Source organism: Bacteroidota bacterium (assembly GCA_021300195.1).
Lineage (GTDB): Bacteria > Bacteroidota > Bacteroidia > J057 > JAJTIE01 > JAJTIE01.
The window spans coordinates 101,566-121,094 of record JAJTIE010000018.1; the positions used below are offsets into that span (position 1 = coordinate 101,566).

Annotated in this window: 18 protein-coding genes and 1 pseudogene; 11 read left to right on the forward strand and 8 right to left on the reverse strand. The window is 59.8% G+C overall.

Translation table 11 applies throughout. From position 1 onward, the window contains the following. Positions 1–43: 43 nt before the first annotated feature. The 6 genes from LW884_04710 (at position 44) to LW884_04735 (ending at position 5,768) form a co-directional block, all read left to right on the forward strand. Complete coding sequence (locus LW884_04710; protein ID MCE3007638.1) at positions 44–889, forward strand: DMT family transporter; 846 nt, start codon at positions 44–46, stop codon at positions 887–889. Between the two features lie 185 nt (positions 890–1,074). Continuing rightward, on the forward strand, positions 1,075–1,545 hold the full coding sequence (locus LW884_04715; protein ID MCE3007639.1) for a potassium channel family protein: 471 nt from the start codon (positions 1,075–1,077) through the stop codon (positions 1,543–1,545). Positions 1,546–1,726: 181 nt separating this feature from the next. Next, positions 1,727–2,383 carry a potassium channel family protein gene (locus LW884_04720; GenBank protein MCE3007640.1) on the forward strand — a complete coding sequence of 219 codons (657 nt, stop codon included), beginning with the start codon at positions 1,727–1,729 and terminating at the stop codon, positions 2,381–2,383. A gap of 103 nt (positions 2,384–2,486) precedes the next feature. After that, the gene (sdaAB, locus tag LW884_04725) at positions 2,487–3,164 is read left to right on the forward strand and encodes an L-serine ammonia-lyase, iron-sulfur-dependent subunit beta (protein ID MCE3007641.1); all 678 of its coding nucleotides are present in this window, start codon (positions 2,487–2,489) and stop codon (positions 3,162–3,164) included. Beyond that, the gene (locus tag LW884_04730; protein ID MCE3007642.1) at positions 3,161–4,510 is read left to right on the forward strand and encodes a TolC family protein; all 1,350 of its coding nucleotides are present in this window, start codon (positions 3,161–3,163) and stop codon (positions 4,508–4,510) included. Before sdaAB ends, LW884_04730 begins: the two co-directional genes overlap by 4 nt. 4 nt (positions 4,511–4,514) lie before the next feature. Further along, entirely contained in the window at positions 4,515–5,768 is a 1,254-nt protein-coding gene (locus tag LW884_04735) for an efflux RND transporter periplasmic adaptor subunit (GenBank protein ID MCE3007643.1), read from the forward strand. 41 nt (positions 5,769–5,809) lie between these two features. Here LW884_04735 and LW884_04740 read toward each other — a convergent pair whose 3' ends face one another. Further along, complete coding sequence (locus LW884_04740; protein ID MCE3007644.1) at positions 5,810–7,471, reverse strand: Ig-like domain-containing protein; 1,662 nt, start codon at positions 7,469–7,471, stop codon at positions 5,810–5,812. A gap of 75 nt (positions 7,472–7,546) precedes the next feature. Between LW884_04740 and LW884_04745 the strand changes: the two genes are divergently transcribed. Both LW884_04745 and LW884_04750 read left to right on the forward strand, forming a co-directional pair. Further along, positions 7,547–9,658, forward strand: coding sequence for a hypothetical protein (locus tag LW884_04745; protein ID MCE3007645.1), 2,112 nt, complete (start codon positions 7,547–7,549; stop codon positions 9,656–9,658). Then, entirely contained in the window at positions 9,655–10,359 is a 705-nt protein-coding gene (locus LW884_04750) for a hypothetical protein (protein MCE3007646.1), read from the forward strand. Before LW884_04745 ends, LW884_04750 begins: the two co-directional genes overlap by 4 nt. 1 nt (position 10,360) lies before the next feature. Here LW884_04750 and LW884_04755 read toward each other — a convergent pair whose 3' ends face one another. The 3 genes from LW884_04755 to pseB form a co-directional block, all read right to left on the reverse strand. Further along, complete coding sequence (locus LW884_04755) at positions 10,361–11,104, reverse strand: NRDE family protein (protein MCE3007647.1); 744 nt, start codon at positions 11,102–11,104, stop codon at positions 10,361–10,363. 62 nt (positions 11,105–11,166) lie between these two features. Then, a complete protein-coding gene (locus LW884_04760; GenBank protein MCE3007648.1) occupies positions 11,167–12,999 on the reverse strand; it encodes an ABC transporter ATP-binding protein/permease in 1,833 nt (610 codons plus the stop codon). Continuing rightward, positions 12,996–14,012 carry a UDP-N-acetylglucosamine 4,6-dehydratase (inverting) gene (pseB, locus tag LW884_04765; protein MCE3007649.1) on the reverse strand — a complete coding sequence of 339 codons (1,017 nt, stop codon included), beginning with the start codon at positions 14,010–14,012 and terminating at the stop codon, positions 12,996–12,998. The genes LW884_04760 and pseB overlap by 4 nt, the downstream gene beginning before the upstream one ends. 134 nt (positions 14,013–14,146) lie before the next feature. Here pseB and LW884_04770 point away from each other — a divergent pair, with 134 nt between their 5' ends. Further along, on the forward strand, positions 14,147–15,778 hold the full coding sequence (locus LW884_04770; protein ID MCE3007650.1) for a HAMP domain-containing histidine kinase: 1,632 nt from the start codon (positions 14,147–14,149) through the stop codon (positions 15,776–15,778). Continuing rightward, positions 15,765–16,457 (forward strand): response regulator transcription factor, encoded by a 693-nt coding sequence (locus tag LW884_04775; GenBank protein MCE3007651.1) that lies wholly within the window; start codon positions 15,765–15,767, stop codon positions 16,455–16,457. Before LW884_04770 ends, LW884_04775 begins: the two co-directional genes overlap by 14 nt. Positions 16,458–16,552: 95 nt before the next feature. Here the strand turns inward: LW884_04775 and LW884_04780 are convergent, their stop codons facing one another. From LW884_04780 to lgt, 4 genes and pseudogenes are all read right to left on the reverse strand, one after another. Further along, a complete protein-coding gene (locus tag LW884_04780; protein MCE3007652.1) occupies positions 16,553–16,732 on the reverse strand; it encodes a hypothetical protein in 180 nt (59 codons plus the stop codon). Between the two features lie 372 nt (positions 16,733–17,104). Beyond that, positions 17,105–17,506 (reverse strand): annotated as a pseudogene (locus LW884_04785) (metal-dependent transcriptional regulator). A gap of 61 nt (positions 17,507–17,567) precedes the next feature. Further along, a complete protein-coding gene (locus tag LW884_04790) occupies positions 17,568–18,062 on the reverse strand; it encodes a hypothetical protein (GenBank protein ID MCE3007653.1) in 495 nt (164 codons plus the stop codon). Beyond that, a complete protein-coding gene (gene lgt, locus LW884_04795; protein MCE3007654.1) occupies positions 18,020–18,838 on the reverse strand; it encodes a prolipoprotein diacylglyceryl transferase in 819 nt (272 codons plus the stop codon). The genes LW884_04790 and lgt overlap by 43 nt, the downstream gene beginning before the upstream one ends. Positions 18,839–18,987: 149 nt before the next feature. On the opposite strand from lgt, the gene LW884_04800 reads away from it, so the two are divergent. Beyond that, entirely contained in the window at positions 18,988–19,503 is a 516-nt protein-coding gene (locus LW884_04800; protein MCE3007655.1) for a DUF2480 family protein, read from the forward strand. The last annotated feature ends 26 nt before the right edge of the window (positions 19,504–19,529 follow it).

Genomic DNA, 19,529 nt, shown 5'->3' on the forward strand with positions numbered 1-19,529 from the left:
GCGAATATACAGATAAATAGGCTCGGCTGCCTACCTTTGCTGCATGATCCCTGCAGGCGTACGCTACATGTTTATGGCCACCCTGTTCTTCAGCCTGATGAACATAACGGTGAAACGCCTGAGCTACCTGCCCACGGTGGAGCTAATGTTTTTCCGATCCATCATTTCTGCCACGGTTACTTTTTACCAGCTACGCAGGCTGGGCATTGCGCCCCTAGGCGTACACCGGCGGAACCTGATTTTGCGGGGTGCTTTTGGCAGCCTGGGTTTGTTTGCTTACTTCTTCTCCTTGCAGTACATGCCCTTGGCGTCTGCCGTTACCCTCCAGTATCTGGCTCCCATATTTGCCGTGATATTGGGTGCGCTGCTGCTGGGGGAGGGCCTATCCCTCGCACGTTGGTGTCTGCTACTACTGGCCTTTATGGGGGTGGTGCTCATTAGCGACTTCGATCCCCGTATCTCCCCTACCGAGCTGGGCATCGCCCTCATCGGCGCGCTATCGGGCGGGGCTGCCTATTTCATGATCCGCATGCTGCGCAAAACAGACCATCCACTGGTGGTGGTATTGTATTTCCCCCTCGTTTCGCTACCCATTGTAGCACCCCTGTCGCTACCGGTGTGGGTGTGGCCGGCCAGCTGGATGGATGCACTCATTGTCCTCATTATGGGCCTTACTACCCAGTTGGCCCAGGTAAACCTCACCAAGGCATATCAGGCCGAGCCAGCAGGCAATGTGTCGGTGGTGGCTTATCTGGGTGCCGTGCTGGCACTCATCTTTGGTTTTCTGCTCTGGGGCGAAACCTACCACTGGATCAGCCTGCTGGGTATCCTGCTGGTAGTGGCCAGTGTGGCTGTTAGTATGTTCTTAAAAGTACATAAGCCGGTATGATACGATTCCGCACAACACATCAACGACTGCTTTTTTTCCTTTTTACGCTCCTTGCGATTGTCGTAGTGGACGGCTTTTTTACAGGCCTGGTGTACGACACGATCTTCAGTTTTGCCTACTGTCTTATCCTCGTGCAGGGCCCCTACATCATCTATCGTCGTCGGTGGCACTGGTTGGTTTTCAGTATGCTGATTTTTTCAAGCTGGGGTTTTCAGCTACTGGCCAAGCTACTGGCCAGTAGCTCCCTCGGAATTTTAAGTTCTATAAACTGGACCATTTTTAATGGATATGTTGCCTGGCTGATGCTGCGATACACCCTACGTACCGAGCGGGTAGGTCGAGACCATCTTCTGGTGGTAGTTATTACGTATATCCTCATCGGCCTAACGTATGCCTGTGCTTACACTACGCTGGAGTACCTGGATCCTCAGTCTTTTAACATTGACTTTGCCACTGCAATCAGCGAGGTAGAGATATGGCAGCAGTTGCTCTACTTCAGTTATATGACACTAGGGTCCGTGGGCTATGGCGACATTCTTCCCCAGACCCATTTCTCCCGCATGCTGGCCATCTCCGAGGCGATAGCCGGCATTATGTTCATGGCCATCTTTGTAGCCCGCATGGTTTCCCTCTATGCGGCGGAGCGCGATCGTTAGTTAGTCTGTCACTACGTTCTGTATAGTCTGCTGCACTACAGCAGTGCCGCCAGGGCCAGTGTCTGCCGGGTAGGCAGCTTATCTTTGGTTTTGTTTTTATGGCGAAGCCTACTACGGCCCCAGCCCCGCCGGGTAGCCCATAGGCAGCGCCCATCCCGCCCACAAGTAATACCCATGCGCTATGAAATACGGTACAAAGCATTCACAGATTCTCTTTTTCTTTTGCTCCCTATCCTTTATCATACTGGCAAGTGGCCTCTTTCAGGGTTCTGGCTACGAGTTCTTTTTTTCGCTAGCCTACTGCCTGGCTATGATCCAGGGACCCTATATCGTTTTTCGCCGCCGTAGCTACCTGCTTATCTCGGGCATCCTGGTGCTCTTTAGTTGGGGCCTTAATCAGTGGGCCCGGGCATCGGATGAACACCTGGTCCGGATCATCAGTGGGATAAACTGGACCCTCTTCAATGGATACATTACCTGGCTGATGCACCGCTATACACGCCGCACGGAACGCGTGGAGCTGGACCATATTCTGGTCGTAGTCATCACCTACATCCTCATTGGGCTCACTTACTCCTCCGCCTATGTCAACCTACTGTTCATAGACCCCACCTCCTTCAACATAGACCCCGCCCTGCTACAAAGTGAGAAAGAGGCGTGGCAGGTGCTGCTCTACTACAGTTTCATGACGCTAACTACGGTGGGCTATGGCGACATCACGCCACACACACATCTAGCCCGCATGCTGGCCAGCTCCGAGGCCATAATGGGGGTTATGTTTATTGCCATTTTTGTGGCGCGGATGATAAGCATGTATGTGGGCGACCGCTCCCGCTAGGCCGCCCGTGCCATACACGCCCGCTGCGCGGCAGTACATTCGGGCTTGGGGCCACCTGTTATCTTAGTACGAATCGGCTTAACTTGCAGGATAAAGAACCACCATGTCTGAGGGCAGTAGCATATTCGATATGATCGGGCCGATAATGATCGGGCCCAGTAGCAGCCACACCGCCGGCGTGGTGCGCATAGGCCGGGTGGCACGCAAGCTGCTGAAGGCCACGCCCGAGCACGTAACCATCACCTGGTACAACAGTTTTGCCACTACCTATGAGGGCCACGGCAGCGACCGGGCGCTGATAGGCGGGCTGATGGACTTCAAGACCGACGACGAACGAATAAGAGACGCCCTGAAGCTGGCCGAGGCGCAGGCTATGCAGATCCACATGAAGCGCATAGGCAGCAGCAGCAAGATGCACCCCAATACGATACGCCTGGCTGCCACAGCAGGAGACCGCAGCTTTGAGCTGGTAGGCATCAGCCGGGGTGGGGGCCTGATCACCATTGCCGAGATCAATGGCTACCCCTGCAACTTCACGGCACAGGCCCACACGCTCATCCTGCAGGCGGAGGACCGCCGGGGCAGCATTGCCTTCATCACCAGCGTGCTGGCCCACGAGGACTGCAACATTGCCACCATGACCGTGAGCCGCCGGGCCAAAAATGAAACGGCCCTGCTGTGCCTGGAGATGGACAGTGGCCTGCGCCCCCTTACGCTGGACTACCTGCGAAACCTGAGCTGGGTGCAAGACCTGAACTACATACCCGATATAGACCTATGAGGCGCCTGCGCGCCCACCTATGTGTGGCCCTGCTGCTGGCCACCACAGCCGCCGCCGGCAGTGCGCGTGCCCAGCGTGTGCTCAGCTTGCAGGACTGTATCCAGTTGGCCATGGCCCGAAACCTGCAGCTACAGCAGCAGGCTGTGGTGCAGGACAATAGCCAGCTAAACCTGCGCCAGGCCCAGCTGAACTACCTGCCCAGCCTGAACGGCAACGTAAATGCCAATCGGCAGTTTGGCACCACCTTCGATTCCTTCACCTTCACCCGCACCAACCAGGCTACCAGCACCCTCCGCTTCTCGGCCAACGCCAGCCTACCCCTCTTCGAGGGGCTGAGCCGCTACTACAGCCTGCAGCAGCAGCAGGCCAGCCAGTATGCCGAGCAAGCCAACGCCCGCAAGCAGGAGAACCAGGTGCTGACCCGTGTGCTAAGCCTGTACCTGCAGCGCGTGCTGGACGAGGCTACGCTGCGCATTAGCGGCGAGCGGCTGGCCCTCATCCGCCGCCAGCTGGAACAGGCACAGCGGCGCCAGGCAGCAGGGGCCACCACCGAGGCCGAAGTGCTGAACCTGAAAGGCCAGCTAGCCACCGAGCAGCGCAGCCAGATGCAGGCCCAGAACCAGCACGACCGAAACCAGCTGCTGCTACTCCACGCCCTGCTGCTGGGGCCCGATACCAGCTATGTGTTTCTGACCCCCGACACCGCAAGCCTGCCACTGGATGCCCCCATGCCCCCACTCAGCCTGGTGCAGCAGCAGGCCATGGCCCATATGCCCGAGCTAACCGAGGCCGAACAGCGCCTGCGGGCCGCCCAGCTGGGCAGCCAGGTGAGCAGGGCCAGCCTAAGCCCACGCCTGAGCTTTAACGCCGGGCTGGGTAGCAACTACAGCAGCAACGTGGAAGACCTGCTGGGCGAACAAGGCAACCTGCGAAACCAGCTGGACGATAATCTCTTTCAATCCATTGGGCTCAGCCTGGATATCCCGCTCTTCAATGGCTACCAGGCACGGAACAACTGGCAGCTAGCTAAAAACCAGGTGCGTACGGCCAGCCTGAACCGCCAGCTGGTGGAGCAGCAGCTGCAGCAGGACGTGCAGCAGGCCTGGCTAGACGTACGTGCAGCCCGTGAGCAGCACCAGGCCACCAGCCGCCAGCTAGAGGCACTAAGCCTGGCCTACCAGTTTGCCGAAAAACGCTACGAAGCCGGTGCACTAGACTTCTATGCCTATATAGAGGCCCTGAACCGATACAACCAGGCGCAGATAGACCTGCTGCAAGCCCATTTTGAATACTACTTCCGGCAGAAGATATTGCTCCTCTATCAAGGTACACCCCTCTCCTTTTGAAACAATGAAGCTTAGCCCCGGTTTCTTGTGCCTGCTTGTGCTGGCCGCCTGCAGCAGCCGCCCACAGGTAGAGCTGGCCCCTGTACAGGTCCGCACGCTTGTTGCCAGTGTTACAGAGTCGGGCACGGTGCAGCCCGAGCTGGAGGTGGCCATTGCCCCCGACCTCTCTGGCGAGGTAACCGCCATACACGTGCGCGAGGGGCAGTATGTGCACCGCGGGCAGCTACTGTTCGAAATCCGCCCAGACAACTACCAGGCCGCCCTGGAGCAGAGCACCGCCAGTGTAAATGCCGCCAAGGCCGAACAAAGCAATGCCGAGGCTGGGGTGATACGCGCCCGAAACCAGCTAACCCAGGACAGTGTGAACTGGCGGCGCCAGGCCCTGCTGTACAAGGACAAAGTGGTAAGCGAGCAAGAGTATCAGCAGGCCGAGCTGGCCTATAGCCTGAGCCGCGCCAGCTATGTGGGTGCACTGGAAACCCGCCAGGCTGCCTATTACCGCAGCCTGAGTGCCGGGGCTAGCATGCGCCAGAGCCTAGACCAGCTACAGCGTACGCGGGTGTATGCCAGCGTAGAGGGCACCGTTACCTACCTGAAACTGGAGATGGGCCAGCGGGTGGTAGGTACCGGAATGATGGCCGGCACGGAGGTGATAAAACTGGCCGATCTCCGCGAAATGCAGCTAAAGGTCAGCATCAATGAAAACGACATTGTGCACGTACGCCCGGGAGATACCGCCACCATTACCGTAGATGCCTACCGAGACCGTGTGTTTAGCGGCCGGGTAACCGAGATTGCCTACAGTGCTGCCCTACAGGCCCAGGGCACCACCGACCAGGTAACCAACTATGCCGTAGAGGTGCGCATCCTGCGCGAGAGCTATGCACGGGATAGCAGCCTGATGCGGGGCCTGAAGGCGCACGAAAGCCCCTTCCGCCCAGGCATGTCGGGCGTGGTGCAGATCTATACAGATCGGGCAGACTCCGTGCTTGCAGTGCCCATACAGGCCGTAACGGTAGACCGTAGTGCAGAGCCCGCTGCTGCCGGGCTGCTGCCCACCATCCTGTATGTGTGGCAGCCCGATGGTACGGTGCGCACGCGACAGGTAAGCACCGGCCTGAGCGACGACCAGTATATAGAGATAAAGAACGGCCTGAAGAAAGGCGAGCGAATAGTGGTAGGCCCCTTTACTGTGATAGAAAAGGAGCTGGAGGACGGCCAGGCCGTAGACGTAATGGATGGGCAAGCCACCGAATAAGCCCCGATCCTGCTTCCTGGATCGGAGAATGCTTGCCCGCGCTACTGGCGCGGTGGGTATATCAGTTTGGGTGCGGTTATCTCCCAGCCAGGCCGTAGGCCGATCTGCTCGGGCCAGCGATAGTAGCCCTCTGGCGCACGGTAGGGGTGCAGGCGGCCGGGGGTCCACAGGCCGTTCCCATCCCGGTCGTGGATGATGTGTACCTGTACCGGCTGGGCCGGCAGGTAGGGCCACACCAGCAGGGTATCGGTACCGGCTGGCAGGGCAATACGTGCCCCCATCCGCACAGCTCCCTGCCACAGCTCCAGCACGGCTGGCGCGGCTGTAGCCACAGGCAGCTGTAGCCGGGCCAGTGCCTCCGGCTTGGTCATTACCAGGGGTAGTACCCGCGCACTGTCTCTCCATAGGCTATCCTGGGGCAGGGTAATCCACAGCGTATCCGGATAGTACTTGTCCAGCATGAGCCTCGGGCCCAGGGGTTGGCTCAGGTCCCACAGTGCCCAGCTGCCGCTCGCCAGCGTATCGCCCCCGCTTACGCTCAGCTGTTGGTAGGCCAGGCTGTCTGGCAGCCCAGGCAGTTGCAGTTCATAGGTATAGGGGTCGGGCCCCGGCTGTATGCTGGGCCGCAGCTGGCGGCGGCCAGGCAGCCGCCAGTCTGGCGCTATCTCCAGTGTCAGCAGGCTATCAGTACGATTGCCCGCAGTATCCGTCAGCCCAATGAGCGAAAGCAGCAGGCTATCGGCAGCCTGCTGCCAGTGGGCCCCCACCAGCAGCTGCGTGGGGGTTTTGGGATCCAGCCGGAAGGGCAGGCTAGCTCCGCCTGCCGTGCGTATGGCCTGCACCTGGCTGAGGGGCTCGTTCAGCGTTAGCCGCAGGGCCGTAGTGCTTGCGGGTACCACCGTTACCACCTGGGGCCCCTGCTCGTCGGGTGCGAAGGCCGTCAGCTCTGCATGCCAGGCTGTGGTGTCGGCACTTAGCACAAAGAGATTGTCCGCCAGCACCGCAATAGACTCTGTGCCCAGGCTATAGCTGTTGCTGTTGTCTCCGTCTTGCACAGCCAGTAGCCGATAGCGCCCCGGGCGAATATAGCCCAAGCGGAAGCTGCCATCTGGGCCGGCCTGGCTGGCGTACAGGGGCCGAATGCGCTGGTACTCCGCTGTGCTTCCCTCCACCACACTATCGGCCGGGTACAGCAGTGCCAGGTAGCCCCCCGCTGCTTGGCCCGTATGGGCATTCGTAATGTGGCCTGCCACATAGCCTGTATCGATCTGGCTGCCGGTGCTGAAGGCGTAGGTGTAGGGCTGGGCAATGGGCGTGCCTTCATGAAAGTCCTTCAGCTGGCTATTCAGGCTGATCACATAGGTGGTGCCGGGCAGCAGGCTATCGCGCAGCCGGATGTGCAGCCGGCGGTTTTTGATCCAGATATCCGGGCTATTCTGCTGCACTGGCGAGATGAAGACCGCCTGGCTCGCACTTTTCGCATCCAGATATTCATCAAACTGAAAGAGGATGCGCCGGGGCCGTATCCCCGTCTGCTGATGGGGCGGGCTGACACGCATCAGCAGCGGGCCCTGCTGGTCGCGTGGGCCCCCCTGGGGGGCCTGTACGGATGCACACCGAATAAGCAGGAAGCAGCCGATACACTGAAGGCCCAGCCAGAAGTGCCGGCGTAGACCGGCCCCTATACACAAGGGAGGTTGCATCTGCACAAAACTAGGGGCTTTTGGCTACCTTTGTGCACATTTTAGGGTGTGAAGGCAGGCGGAATAAAAAAAACAGTGTGCTGGCTACTATGCCTGCTGCCGCCGGGGCTGTATGCGCAGCCAGACTTTGGCCGCTACGAGGGCTTGCTGAATGCCGGGACCCTACCCCCCCAGGCCCTGGAGCTGCTGCACCGCGATGCCAGCCCGGGCCCGTATCAGCAGGGGGCACTGGCCGGAGCACAACAGGCCCCGCAGTCCCTGGCACAACCCCTGTTTCAGCAGGGCCTGGTGCTGGTGGGAGATACGGTGAGCCGCCATGTGCAGCACCTGGCCCAGCGGCTGCTGCAGGCCGCACCCGCCCAGGTGGCCAAGTTGCGCTTTTATGTACTGCGCTCCCCTGCCATCCATGCTTTTGTGGCCGAGGGCGATATGGCCTTTATCACGCTGGGAGCCATTGCCGGCTGCACCACCGAGGGTGGCCTGGCCTGGATGCTAAGCCGGCTAATCGCCCAGCACGCGGCGCAGCAGCTGCTCCAGCCAGCACCCCTGCCCGGGGCCATGCCGCAGCACCCGCAGCCGGATGAATCGGTACCTGGCCCGCAGCGCCAGGCCCCCATGGAATACCTGCTGACAAACAGCCGATACCTTGCCCAGGAGCAGATCTATGCCGATACGGCGGCCCTGACTTACTACCTGCAAGCGGGCTATCCGCCGGCGGAGGTGGAATCCGCCCTGGCCCTCCTGGGGCATTCTTATGCACCCCACGAAGACCTGTACTTCTCCCCCGCCTTCCTGGAGCACGCCCGGCTGCGTATCCCGTCTGAGCTGATGCCCGAGGAGGTGCCCGACCTGGCCCCGCCCGCCCGGGCTGCGGGCGATCCACTGCGTTTTGCCCCCCCTGCCCAGCGGCTTAGCGCACTCCATATAGCCCTATATGCCTATCAAAATCAGCCCCGGCAGGTTCGCCCGGTTTCGGCAGCTGCTTTTGCCACCATTGTCCGCGTGGCCCGCTACGAACTGTGCCTGCTGTATCTGGCACAACATCAGTTTTGCCAGGCACTCTACCAGGCGTATGCGCTCTCGCTCAGCGATTTTAACAATGCCTATCTGGCCGAAGTGCAGATGCGGGCCTTGTATGGGCTTGCCGTCTACACGGCACAGGATCCGGCACGCGGTTTCATACCCAATCCCAGTGCGCACAGCGGGCAGATTACTCGGGTTTACCACCTCTTTCGGGGGCTAAGGCCCCTGGAGGTTCAGGCCCTGGCCTTCCACAGCGTAGCCAGCCACCTGGCGCTGCACCCCGCCGACACCCTGGCATGGTCCTATGCCCGCCACCTGGCCCTGCTCCTGCACCAGCAGGGGGGCTGGCAGCGGGCGCATGTGCTGCGCATGACGGATCGGTCGAGCCCGTCAGACTTTCCAGATTCGCTACTGCTAACGGATATTTCGCTGGGTGCCATGAAACCCCACGCTGGCAACCCGGCGATACAGGCATTGTTCCCGGATGCCGTGTCTCCGGCGGCCCCGCGGCCCCGGTTTGCCTGGTGGCCCCGCCTGGGTCCACGCCCCCCTGCCCTGCCTACGCGTAGCCTGGGCAGGGTGCATATCCTGGTGCCAACCTATAGCCTGACAGACACACGTAGGCCGCAGCCGCAGCTATATGCGCGCGCCCAGGCTGAGCAGCAGCTACACCTGCAGACGCTGAGGCAGACGCTGCCCGAAACCTACCCGACCTACGACCTGCTGGACCCCTTTCACTACGGCAGAGATAGCATGGCCGCCTATAACCGTATGGCCCTGCTGGGCCTGTGGGTGGCGGAGCGCCAGCGCTGCCCGGGCATGCAGCAGCTGGTGCCCGAGCTGGTACTGCCCCTTGCCCTGGGCCCCAACCCCTATGTGCTGAGCTACCACATGGCCGGCCTGCGCAGCCCCCGCAAGCACAAGGGCTATGTGCTGGCCGCCAGCGTACTGGTATTTCCCCTGTTGCCTGCCGGGCTGTATTACTATTTTAGCCCCCAAGCCACCTTTGATGTGCAGACCGAAGTATGGGATGCGCACGATGGACAAGCAGTGTATAGCCACAGCCAGCAAATACGGGGAGACTGGTGGCGCCGAGACCTGCTGCGCGCCCAGCTGTATCAGCAGCTCATGACCCTGAAAAGCCTGGAGGTACCCCAGAAATGAAGAAAGTCTTGCTGATCCTATGCGCACTACCCACACTGGCCGGTGCCCAGACGGCGGGCTACCTGGGTCATCGTTTTTATGTACTGGGGAATGCCTACTTGTTTCCAAACTTGCGTTATCAGCCTTTTCCTTCCATGCGTTGGAACTTGCGGCAAGAGGCCGCTGGAGGCTTTGTGCTGGGGCCACAGCTGGCCACCGAGCTACAGCTGGGTTTCCTCACTACTACCCTGCCCTACAAACTGCCGCCAGCCAAGCCGGGCCAGGTAGGTACCGGCAGGGGTTCGTCCGACGATTACTTGCGGATCAACAGCTACTACCTGGGGTTGCGGGCCAAGTATTTCCTCCGTAGGCTGGCGGGTGGTGTAGCCCCTGTGGGCCTGTATGCTGCCCTGGCTGCCCAGCACCACTGGGCACTTGCCTACGAGCCGGATGCCAGTAGTGGCCGCCTCAAGGCACAGTATGGTGGCTACCACCAGGGCTGGACGCGCGGACTGGCCCTTCAGGCCGAGCTGGGCAACCACTGGGTGGTAGCAGATCGTTTTCTGATTGATGTGGGTGTGCAGACCGGGTTATGGCTGAGTACGGGGCAAAGCAGCAAAACCAGCCTAAGCCCCGAGCAGCTCCGCCCCCGTGTGCAGGCTCGCCTGCTGAACCACACCGGCCTGAATGTAAAACTGGGCTTTGGCCTCCTGCTTTATTGACCTAAAGCGCCGGCGGGCTTTTAGGGTTCAAAGGGACTTCTTGCCTCCAAACACCCACTTGCTCGGGGTGGTAGTCTTCGTAAAGAAAAGATGCCCGGTGCTCGGCTGGTGCCAGTACTACCTGGCATAGGCTAACGGTGCGTAGGTCTGCCACCGGTGGCAGGTGTATGCCCGCGCTGTCTGTTTGGCTACCTGGCTGCAGGTGGAAATCGCGCAGGGCCGCGGGGGTCGGGTCCGCTTGCTGTACCAGGAAGCGCGCATAGGCTGCCTGCCTGCCCGCCTGCACCGCTGGGGTGTATAGGGTAGCACTGGCAAACAAGACGGGTTCGGCTGTGGGTAGCTGCCTAGCGTGGGCCTGGCTGCCATCCCATACCAGGCTATACAGGGCTTCGTGCTCATATACCACCAGGGTGAAGGGCTCCAGGCCCTGTAGTGCATAGCGCGTGTGGAATGCAGAAAAATCGGGATAATCAAAATACTGTGTTACCACCAGTCCGCGGCTGTGCCGGTAGGGCGGTTGGCGCTCGTGGCGCACAAAGGCCCCGTTTAGCAGGCAGGCAAAGCGGCCCCGCTCGCCCAGGGCTATCCAGCTCCCCAGCCCCTGCGGGTCCAGCGGGTACCAGCGGGCCTCGGCCCCGGTGGGTGCATGCCGCTCGGGCAGCAGGGCAGCAGGCCTGCTACTCCGCTCGTCGCGGCTGAAGGTAAACGCCCTGCGTATACCTGGGTGATAAGTAAGCGTACACACTTCTTTTTATTCCGCTTCTTTTGTTCACCAGGCACGTGCTGGGCCGGCGGCTGGGGTTTTTGCTATACCTGGAACTGCATTTCGTACAGGCGTGCATACACGCCGCCCTTGGCCAGTAGTGCTTCATGCGTCCCCTCTTCTACCATTACGCCTTCTTCTATCACCACGATACGGTCTACATTCCGCACCGTGCTCAGCCGGTGGGCAATGATGATGCTGGTGCGGCCTTCCATAATACGATCCAGCGCCTGCTGCACAATTTTTTCGCTCTGGTTGTCCAGTGCACTGGTGGCTTCGTCCAGGATGAGTATATCCGGATTGTGCAGGATGGCCCGCGCAATGCACAGCCGCTGCCGCTGGCCGCCACTCAGGGCACCCCCCCGCTCTCCTATCAGGGTGTCATAGCCCTGCTCCATTTGCAGGATGAAATCGTGTGCATTGGCAATCTTGGCGGCTGCAATTACCCGCTCCAGCGGGGTATCGGGCCGGCCAAAGGCGATGTTGTGGTACACGGTGTCGTTGAACAGGATCGCCTCCTGGGTTACAATGCCCATGCTGCTGCGCAGGGCTGTCGCGTTCAGGTTTCGGTAGTCGGTTCCATCCAGCAGGATGGCTCCCTCGGTGGGGTCGTGAAAGCGGGCTATCAGGTCGGCCAGCGTGCTCTTTCCGCCGCCGCTGGGCCCTACTAGCGCTATCTTCTCGCCTTTCTTTATCTCCAGCTGGATGCCCTTGAGTACCTCTTTGCTGTCGGGTTCGTAGCGGAAGCGTAGCTTGCGGATGCTGAGCCCATGTTTTAGCCGGACGCTTTGCTGCCCCGTATCGGACTCGGCATCTCGCACCGGTTCGTCTAGCAGCTCCTTTACCCGGTCATAGCTTACCAGTGCCTTCTGCACCCGGTTCAGGGCGCTGGTAAAAGTCTTGATAGGTGCAATGAACTGGGAGAAAAAGATGATGAAACCAATAAACTGGGCCCCACTCATCTCGCTAGCGCCCTGTACAATGAGGCTGCCGCCGTACAAAATGATGACCAGGACGACGAGTATGGTGAGCACCTCGTTTACCGGGCTTGCTATGGACTCTCGCTCGCGGAATCGCACCATCTCGTGCGAGTATTTCCCGTTGATCTCGCGGTAGCGGCGGCGTACGTACTGCTCGGCCGCAAAGGCACGGACGATGCGGATGCCACTCAGAAATTCATCCAGGTAGGATACCAGCACGTCCAGATTGGCCTGGCCCCGCCTGGCCCGCTTTTTCAGGCTCTTGTTTACCCGGCTGATTACGTAGCCGGTAAGCGGCAGCACCAGTAGCGTAAAGAGCGTGAGCTTCCAGCTGAGAAACAGCATGGCCAGCAGCAAAAAGAGCATGCTTAGCGGATCTCGAAAAAGCGGCATTAGTGTGCCAATGACCGCTTCCTGGATGATCTGTACATCATTGACCACCAGCGTCATCAGCCCCCCCTTCCGCATCCGGGTGTAGTAGGGCAGCCCCAGGCGGTTCAGGTGGTCAAAGATCACGTTGCGCATTTCCTCTATTACCCCCTGCTCCACCGGGGCCAGCACCCAGCTGCTGAGCAGGCGAAAGAAGTTTTTGATCACCACCAGCAGGAACAAAACCCCGCTGAATAGATAGAGCACCTGCATCTTGCCATAAGCCAGGATGTTTTCCGTTATCCAAAACTCGCCGTAGGCCTTGATGTACGTTCCGCTAAGCTGGAACGGACCAGGATCCACGGGCTGGGTGGGCTGCCCAGGCTCGAAGAGGATCTGCAAGAAGGGAATGGCCATCCCCAGGCTGAAGATGCCAAAGAGGTTGAACAGTACCAGAAATACAAAGGACAGGATGAGCTGGGTGCGGTAGGCGCGGCCATAGGCCAGGATGGCCCAGAATTTTCTCATAGGGGTGCTAGTTGGATATTCAGCGCGGCTTCTACCTCCTGGCGCAGTGCTTCTATGCTTAGCCAGTCTGCCGGCCTGTTGCTGTGGTAGCTGAAGTCTTGTTCCACCCGCTTGCCCTTAAAGTATGCGAGGTATTCGTCCGTATCCCATAGGGGCAGGGTAGGGCCAATTACATAATGCTTGGCAAACTCGAGGGTGTTCAGCGCGTCTGATGGGGTAATCAGGTCTTCGTGCAGCTTCTCTCCTGGCCGTATGCCAATGATCTGCTGCCTACAGTCTGGGCCTATGGCTGTGGCCAGGTCGGCCACACGGAAGCAGGGGATTTTGGGGATAAAGATCTCTCCGCCCCAGCTGTGGGCCAGGGCATACAGCAGCAGCTCTATGCAGCGGTCTAGCCGAATGCCAAAGCGCGTCATGTCCGGATGGGTGATTGGCAGCACACCGGTATGGCGAGCTTTCAGGAAATGGGGCACCACGCTGCCACGGCTACCCATAAAGTTGCCGTAGCGCACTACAGAGAACTGTGTGGCCTCATTGCGCTGCGCCAGGTTGTTGGCTGCAATAAAGAGCTTGTCGGCACACAGCTTGCTGGCACCATACAGGTTTATGGGGGCAGCGGCCTTGTCTGTACTCAGGGCTATCACGCGCTTTACACCCGTCTCCAGGGCGGCGTTGATCAGGTTTTCGGCCCCCATCACATTGGTGCGTATGCACTCCCAGGGGTTTTCTTCGGCTATGGGCACGTGCTTCAGTGCTGCGGCATGCACCACATAGTCTACCCCCTGCAGGCTGCGTATCAGGCGCTGCTCATCGCGCACATCGCCCAGCACAAAGCGCAGCGCCGGGTAGCGTGCACGTGGATACTCCTGGGCCATCTCATATTGCTTCTGCTCATCTCGGCTGAAGATGATGAGCTGCCCGATATCCGGATACTGGCCCAGTATCTGGCGCACAAAGGCCCTGCCGAAGGAGCCGGTTCCTCCTGTTATGAGCAAGGAAGCATCGCGTAGCATGTGCACAAAGGTAGCTTTTTCTGCTGCAGGCCCTGCACGGCCCAGGGGCTGAGCCTAGGCTTTTTGGGGTAGCAAAAGCTTTAAAGATTGTTAAGGCGCCGCCTGGCTGGCTAGATGCGCGTATTTTTGCGTGCATGCACATCTGGCAGCAGTATTTCCCTTTTCTGCGCTGGCGCCAGAGCCAGTGGCTGATGCTGTGCATGGCGCTGGCGATGGCGGGCATCGTGTGGGTGCAGGCGCGCTGGGTGGGTGTGGGCCTGAATACGCAGCGCGCACTGCGCCTGGAGAAAGCCCGCTCGGCAGCCCAGAAGCTAGCCGAACAGCTGCAGTATACCGAGACTACGGAGCGCACCCAGCTGCAGTTTCGAGAGATGGCCGATACCCTGCGCACCCTGCGCGATGCCCTGGGCGAGCTGGCAGGGCCTGTGCTAGGGGGCGGGGTGCGTGCTGAAGAGGATGCGTACTATAAGATCCCCCGGAGCCACATGCGTATGGAGCATGTGCGAGATACCCTGATCTTCCATACCGATACGCTGATTATGGGTAGGCTGGCCCCCCGCTACTATACCGATACCACCTATGTGCTGCGCCAGCGGCCGGGCGCCCGGCCCCAAGACAGCCTGCAGCGCCAGCGCCAGCAGGCGCAGCAGCGCTACCAGTATCTGCTGGATAGCAGCCGGCGGGTGCTAGACCGCGTGTTTGTGCAGATGATAGCCCCGCAACCCCTGGCTAGCCACCAGCTGGACAGCCTGTACCTGGCCGAGCAGCTGCATGCCAGCCTGGCTGCAGCGGGCATCCACGAGACCGTGAACTTCAGCCTGCTGCGCAGGCTACCGGATGGAGATCAGCGCCTCTATGTACCAGCCCAGCCTGCCGGGTCAGACTCGGTGGTGGTGCAGCTTTTCACCCGGCAGGTTTTTACCCCGGATACCTACCTTACCCTTTATCTACCCCCCAACTATGCCTGGCTGCTGCTGGGCATGTGGGGCGAGATAGGCCTAAGCATGCTACTGCTGCTCTGCCTCTGGGCCCTCTTTGCCTACACCCTGCGGGCACTACGCCGGCAGAAGCGGCTGAGTGCCATGAAGACAGACTTCATAAACAACATGACGCACGAGCTGAAGACCCCCCTGGCTACAATCGGCATAGCTGCCGAGGCCCTATACCGTGCCCGAGAGCCACTACCCCAGCAGCGCGTACAGCGCTATGCCGGCATTATACAGGAGGAGAGCCAGCGCCTAAGCCAGCAGGTAACCCGCGTGCTGCAAACGGTGGAGCTGAAGCATGGCAGGGCCTATATGCCCGAGCGTGTGGCCCTGCAGCCTGTGTTTGCCGCGCTGGGCCAGCAGTTTATGCTAGCGCTGGAGCAGGCGGAGGGCCAGATGGATACCCACCTGGCAGAGCCGGACGCGCACCTGCTGGCCGACCCCATACACCTGCACCAGGTGCTGGCAAACCTGATAGATAATGCCCTGAAGTATGCCGGCCCCAAGCCCCGGATTGTCCTGCAAGCCTACCCACTGCCGGGCTACTACGCCCTGCAGGTGGTAGACCAGGGGCCGGGCATGGATGCAAAAGTGCTGAAGCATATCTTCGAACCCTTCTACCGCAGCCAGACCGGAAACCGGCAGGATACGCGGGGCTATGGCCTGGGCCTAAGCTACGTACAGTCGGTTATGCTGGGCCACAATGGCCGGGTGGAGGTGCAGAGCCAGCTGGGCCGTGGCACTACGTTCACCTTATTCTTTCCGCATGACCAAAGCTAAAATTCTTCTTGCCGAGGATGACCCGAACCTGGGGCTGCTCCTGCAGGAATATCTGGAAGAGCAGGGCTATAGCGTGAGCCTATGCCGAGATGGCCTGGAGGCCGAGCACGTATGCCATAGCCTACAGCCGGATGTGTGTGTGCTGGATGTAATGATGCCTAAGAGAGACGGCTTTGAACTGGCGGCCCTGCTGAAACAGCAGCGGCCCACTCTGCCCATCATCTTTACTACAGCCCGGGGCCGGATAGAAGACAAGGCAGAGGGCTTTGCCCTGGGGGCGGACGACTATCTGACCAAACCCTTTAGCGTAGAGGAGCTGGTGATGCGTGTAGAGGCCGTGCTAAAACGCAGCCAGGGCCAGGCTACGGACCAGGATACCTACGAGATAGGAACCTATCAGTTTAGCTACCCCAAGCGAACCCTGAGCCATAGGGGCGGCGAAGTGCAGCGGCTGAGCAGCAAGGAAAGCGAGCTGCTAAAGATGCTATGCCTGCACTGGGGCCACCTGCTGACTCGGGAGCAAGCCCTGGCCCGCATATGGGGCGGACACAACTACTACACCAGCCGTAGCATGGACGTATACATCACCAAGCTGCGTAAGTACCTGAGGCAGGACCCCCGGCTGGAAATCTTGAATGTACATGGGGAGGGTTTCAAGCTGCTGCTCCACCCGGACTGAGTCTTCGCTTCCCGCACCCCCATCTCCGCGTTCACCAAAGCACCCCCGCTGCGCCGTGCGCTAGTGGTTTGTATGGGAGTAGAAATCAGCCGGATCTACTTCCGGCTGCCCGGATCTTTTCCCCGCTGCTCGGCAATCTCGCGATCCGTCAGGAAATATCCGGCCTCCAGATCTGAGGCTGCAATGGGGATAAAGCGGCCATTACTGTAGTCCACCACCCAGCGCGTGGGCTTGGATGGGTTGGGCTTCTCTTCCTTGTTGCGTATCATTGCCATGGTTAGTTTGTGGTTGTAATCCTGTGGATAAATAAACGAAACCTTTTGTGTTTTCAACACGGCCTCGATTAATAATCCCAAAAATTCGTTTAAGGTAGCTCTTGTATCGACGCTGCACAGGGCCTTGTCTCTGGCTGGTAGCCAGTAGCGGCAGCGCGTAGCGGCGCTGGTGTACAGCGTGCCACACACTACCATCTTTGTATGGCTAGGCATGTACCGTCGGGCTTCCATTGGGGCGCGTGGGCGCCCGCTCATTTTAGACGGCGAAAAAAACCAGGGTTGTCAGTCTGTAGGGCGGCCATCGGCATCATCCTCCGTCGGGCCAGCATGGCCGGGCGCACCCTTTTCCGTAGGGGCATCCAGCCCCTGTGCATCCGGTATGGGCGCACCATGGGGGTCGTAGCGGGGGTAGCCCAGGTAGGCATCCAGTCGCTGGATAAGCAGCGGGTGCTGCACATGCTCCAGCTGCTCGGCCACCTCGTGCACCTGCTCCCAGCCGAACTGTAGTTTCTCTACCAGGAAGGTTTCCCACAGCCGGTGCTTCCGGATGATGGAGCGTGCCAGCCGGGTGCCCTTCTCGGTCATGCGTGCACCGTAGTAGCGCTTGTACACCAGGTAGCCCTTCTCGCTCAGCCGCCGCAGCATATCGCTCGCCGAGGCGGCGCTGGTGCCCAGCTCTCGGGCCAGCACGTTGGTACTTACAGGCTGGTCATTCCCACTCAGCTTATAGATCGCCTTCAGGTAGTTTTCTTCGGATATCGTGGGCGTTGACATCAGCTTCTGGAGAGTGGTGGGGTGGGGGGGGTCCTGTTTTGCCCGGGTGTAGCTGTAGGCCCTACCGTGGGCGGCCCGGGTTTAGTTCTGCCAGCCGTGCCTCGAAAATAGCTTTTTCCAGGATGCGCTGCTCCTGTTCTCCCCGCGCGATCAGGCGCTGGCCCACCCGCGCCTCGTAGGCGCAGCGGATGCGGCTACCCGATACGGACAGCAGCGTAGCGCAAATGTCTACCGTAGCCCCCAGCGGGGCTGGCCCCAGGTGCTCAATACTGAGGTAGGTGCCGATCCCCTCCTCGCCCTCCTCTAGCATTTGCAGCACAAATAGCCGACAGCACCATTCGGCATCGCGGCCCAGGGCAAAGGTGCTGTACAGTGGGTGCACCTGCTGCCCCTGGAAGCTGGCCAAGTCTGCTGGGCCCACCACCACCTGATATACCTGCCGGTCTCCGGGCTGGAAGGGGTTTTTCATCGGGACGATAGTGAGCAGGGTGGTGGGATAGGCCGGTAGGTGTGTTAGGTGGCGTTTGCCCGGCGGGCGGGCCGAAACAGTAGCCATAGCCCTATAAGCACAAAGGGAATACTCAGTTGCTGGCCTACCTTCAGGCCACTGATTAGGCCGCCCGACCCGGAATGGGCCTGCTCCAGCTTGGTATACTCCAGCAGGAAGCGGCTGGCAAACAGGAGCACCAGAAACAGGCCCCCCAGGCGGCCAGCCTGCCAGCTGCGTCCCCTGCGCAGATAAGCGTAGTGCAGGGCAAAAAACAGGATCAGCACTGCTATCGCCTCATACAGCTGGCTGGGGTGTCGTGGTGCTAGCCGGTCGGCCAAGGGTACCTTTGGGCCTTCAAAATATACGCCCCAGGGGAGGTCTGTTACATACCCATAGATCTCACCATTCACAAAGTTGCCCAGGCGGATGAACATGCCCCCTAGCAGGATAACGGGCCCTATGCGGTCTAGCAGCCAGATGAAGGACTGATCGGGGTGCCGATGGCCCCAGTAGAGCAGCACGGCCAAGATCATGATGCCAGCCCCATGGCTGGCCAGGCCCCCATCGCGGATGTAGAGCACGCTGATGGGATTGGCCACGAGGGCATCAAAGTCATAGAACAGCATATGCCCAAGCCGCGCCCCCACGATTGTACCCAGGATGATCCACATGCTTAGCCGATCCAAGTCTTCCAGGCTGCGGCCCTCGCGCCGGTATACCCAGCGCATGTAGTAGTGCCCGGCCAGAAAAGCCACGGCAAACAAAATACCATACCAGGCAATGTCGAGCCCGAAAGGCGAGAAGGCAATGGGGTCTGGGCCCCAATGGATGGCGGCTGTCATACCCGGCAAGTTAGCCATCATTCCCCAGCTGCCATATACAAAAGTGAAAAAGACAAAGTGGCAGAAAGGAACGGCATAAGCCACAGCGGGGTTTAGTTGGTATCGCTTTTGCGGTACTATTCCATGTGTAGGAATAGCCTAACTGACAGATGGCCGTGCAAGAAGAAATTGTGAACAAAGTAGCCCAGAGTGGCCTCGTTACCCTGAATCTGGAGCAGTATGCCCCTACGCAGGCAGTGGTGGGTATGGACATAAAGGAACAGCTGTTTCAGGGCCTCATCCTGCGCGAAAAGGACTTTCGGGCCTGGGTAGATACCCACGACTGGGCCGCCTATGCAGGCAAGCACGTGGCTATACACTGTAGTGCCGATGCCATTGTGCCCACTTGGGCCTATATGCTACTTACCACCCGGCTGGCACAGGCAGCTTCCGTTGTGTTTGCCACACCCGACCACCGGCGGGACGAGCTGTACCGCACTGCCCTGCTGCAGGCCCTGGATCCGGCCGCTTACGCCGATGCACGGGTGATCCTGAAGGGCTGTGGCAGCGTTCCCATCAGCGCCTATGTAGAGGCTAGCCGCATCCTGAAGCCGGTAGTGAAAAGCCTGATGTACGGAGAGCCCTGTAGCACGGTGCCCATCTACAAAAAGCCTAAAACTCCCTGATTTTTAGTATCTTTCAGTCATAATTC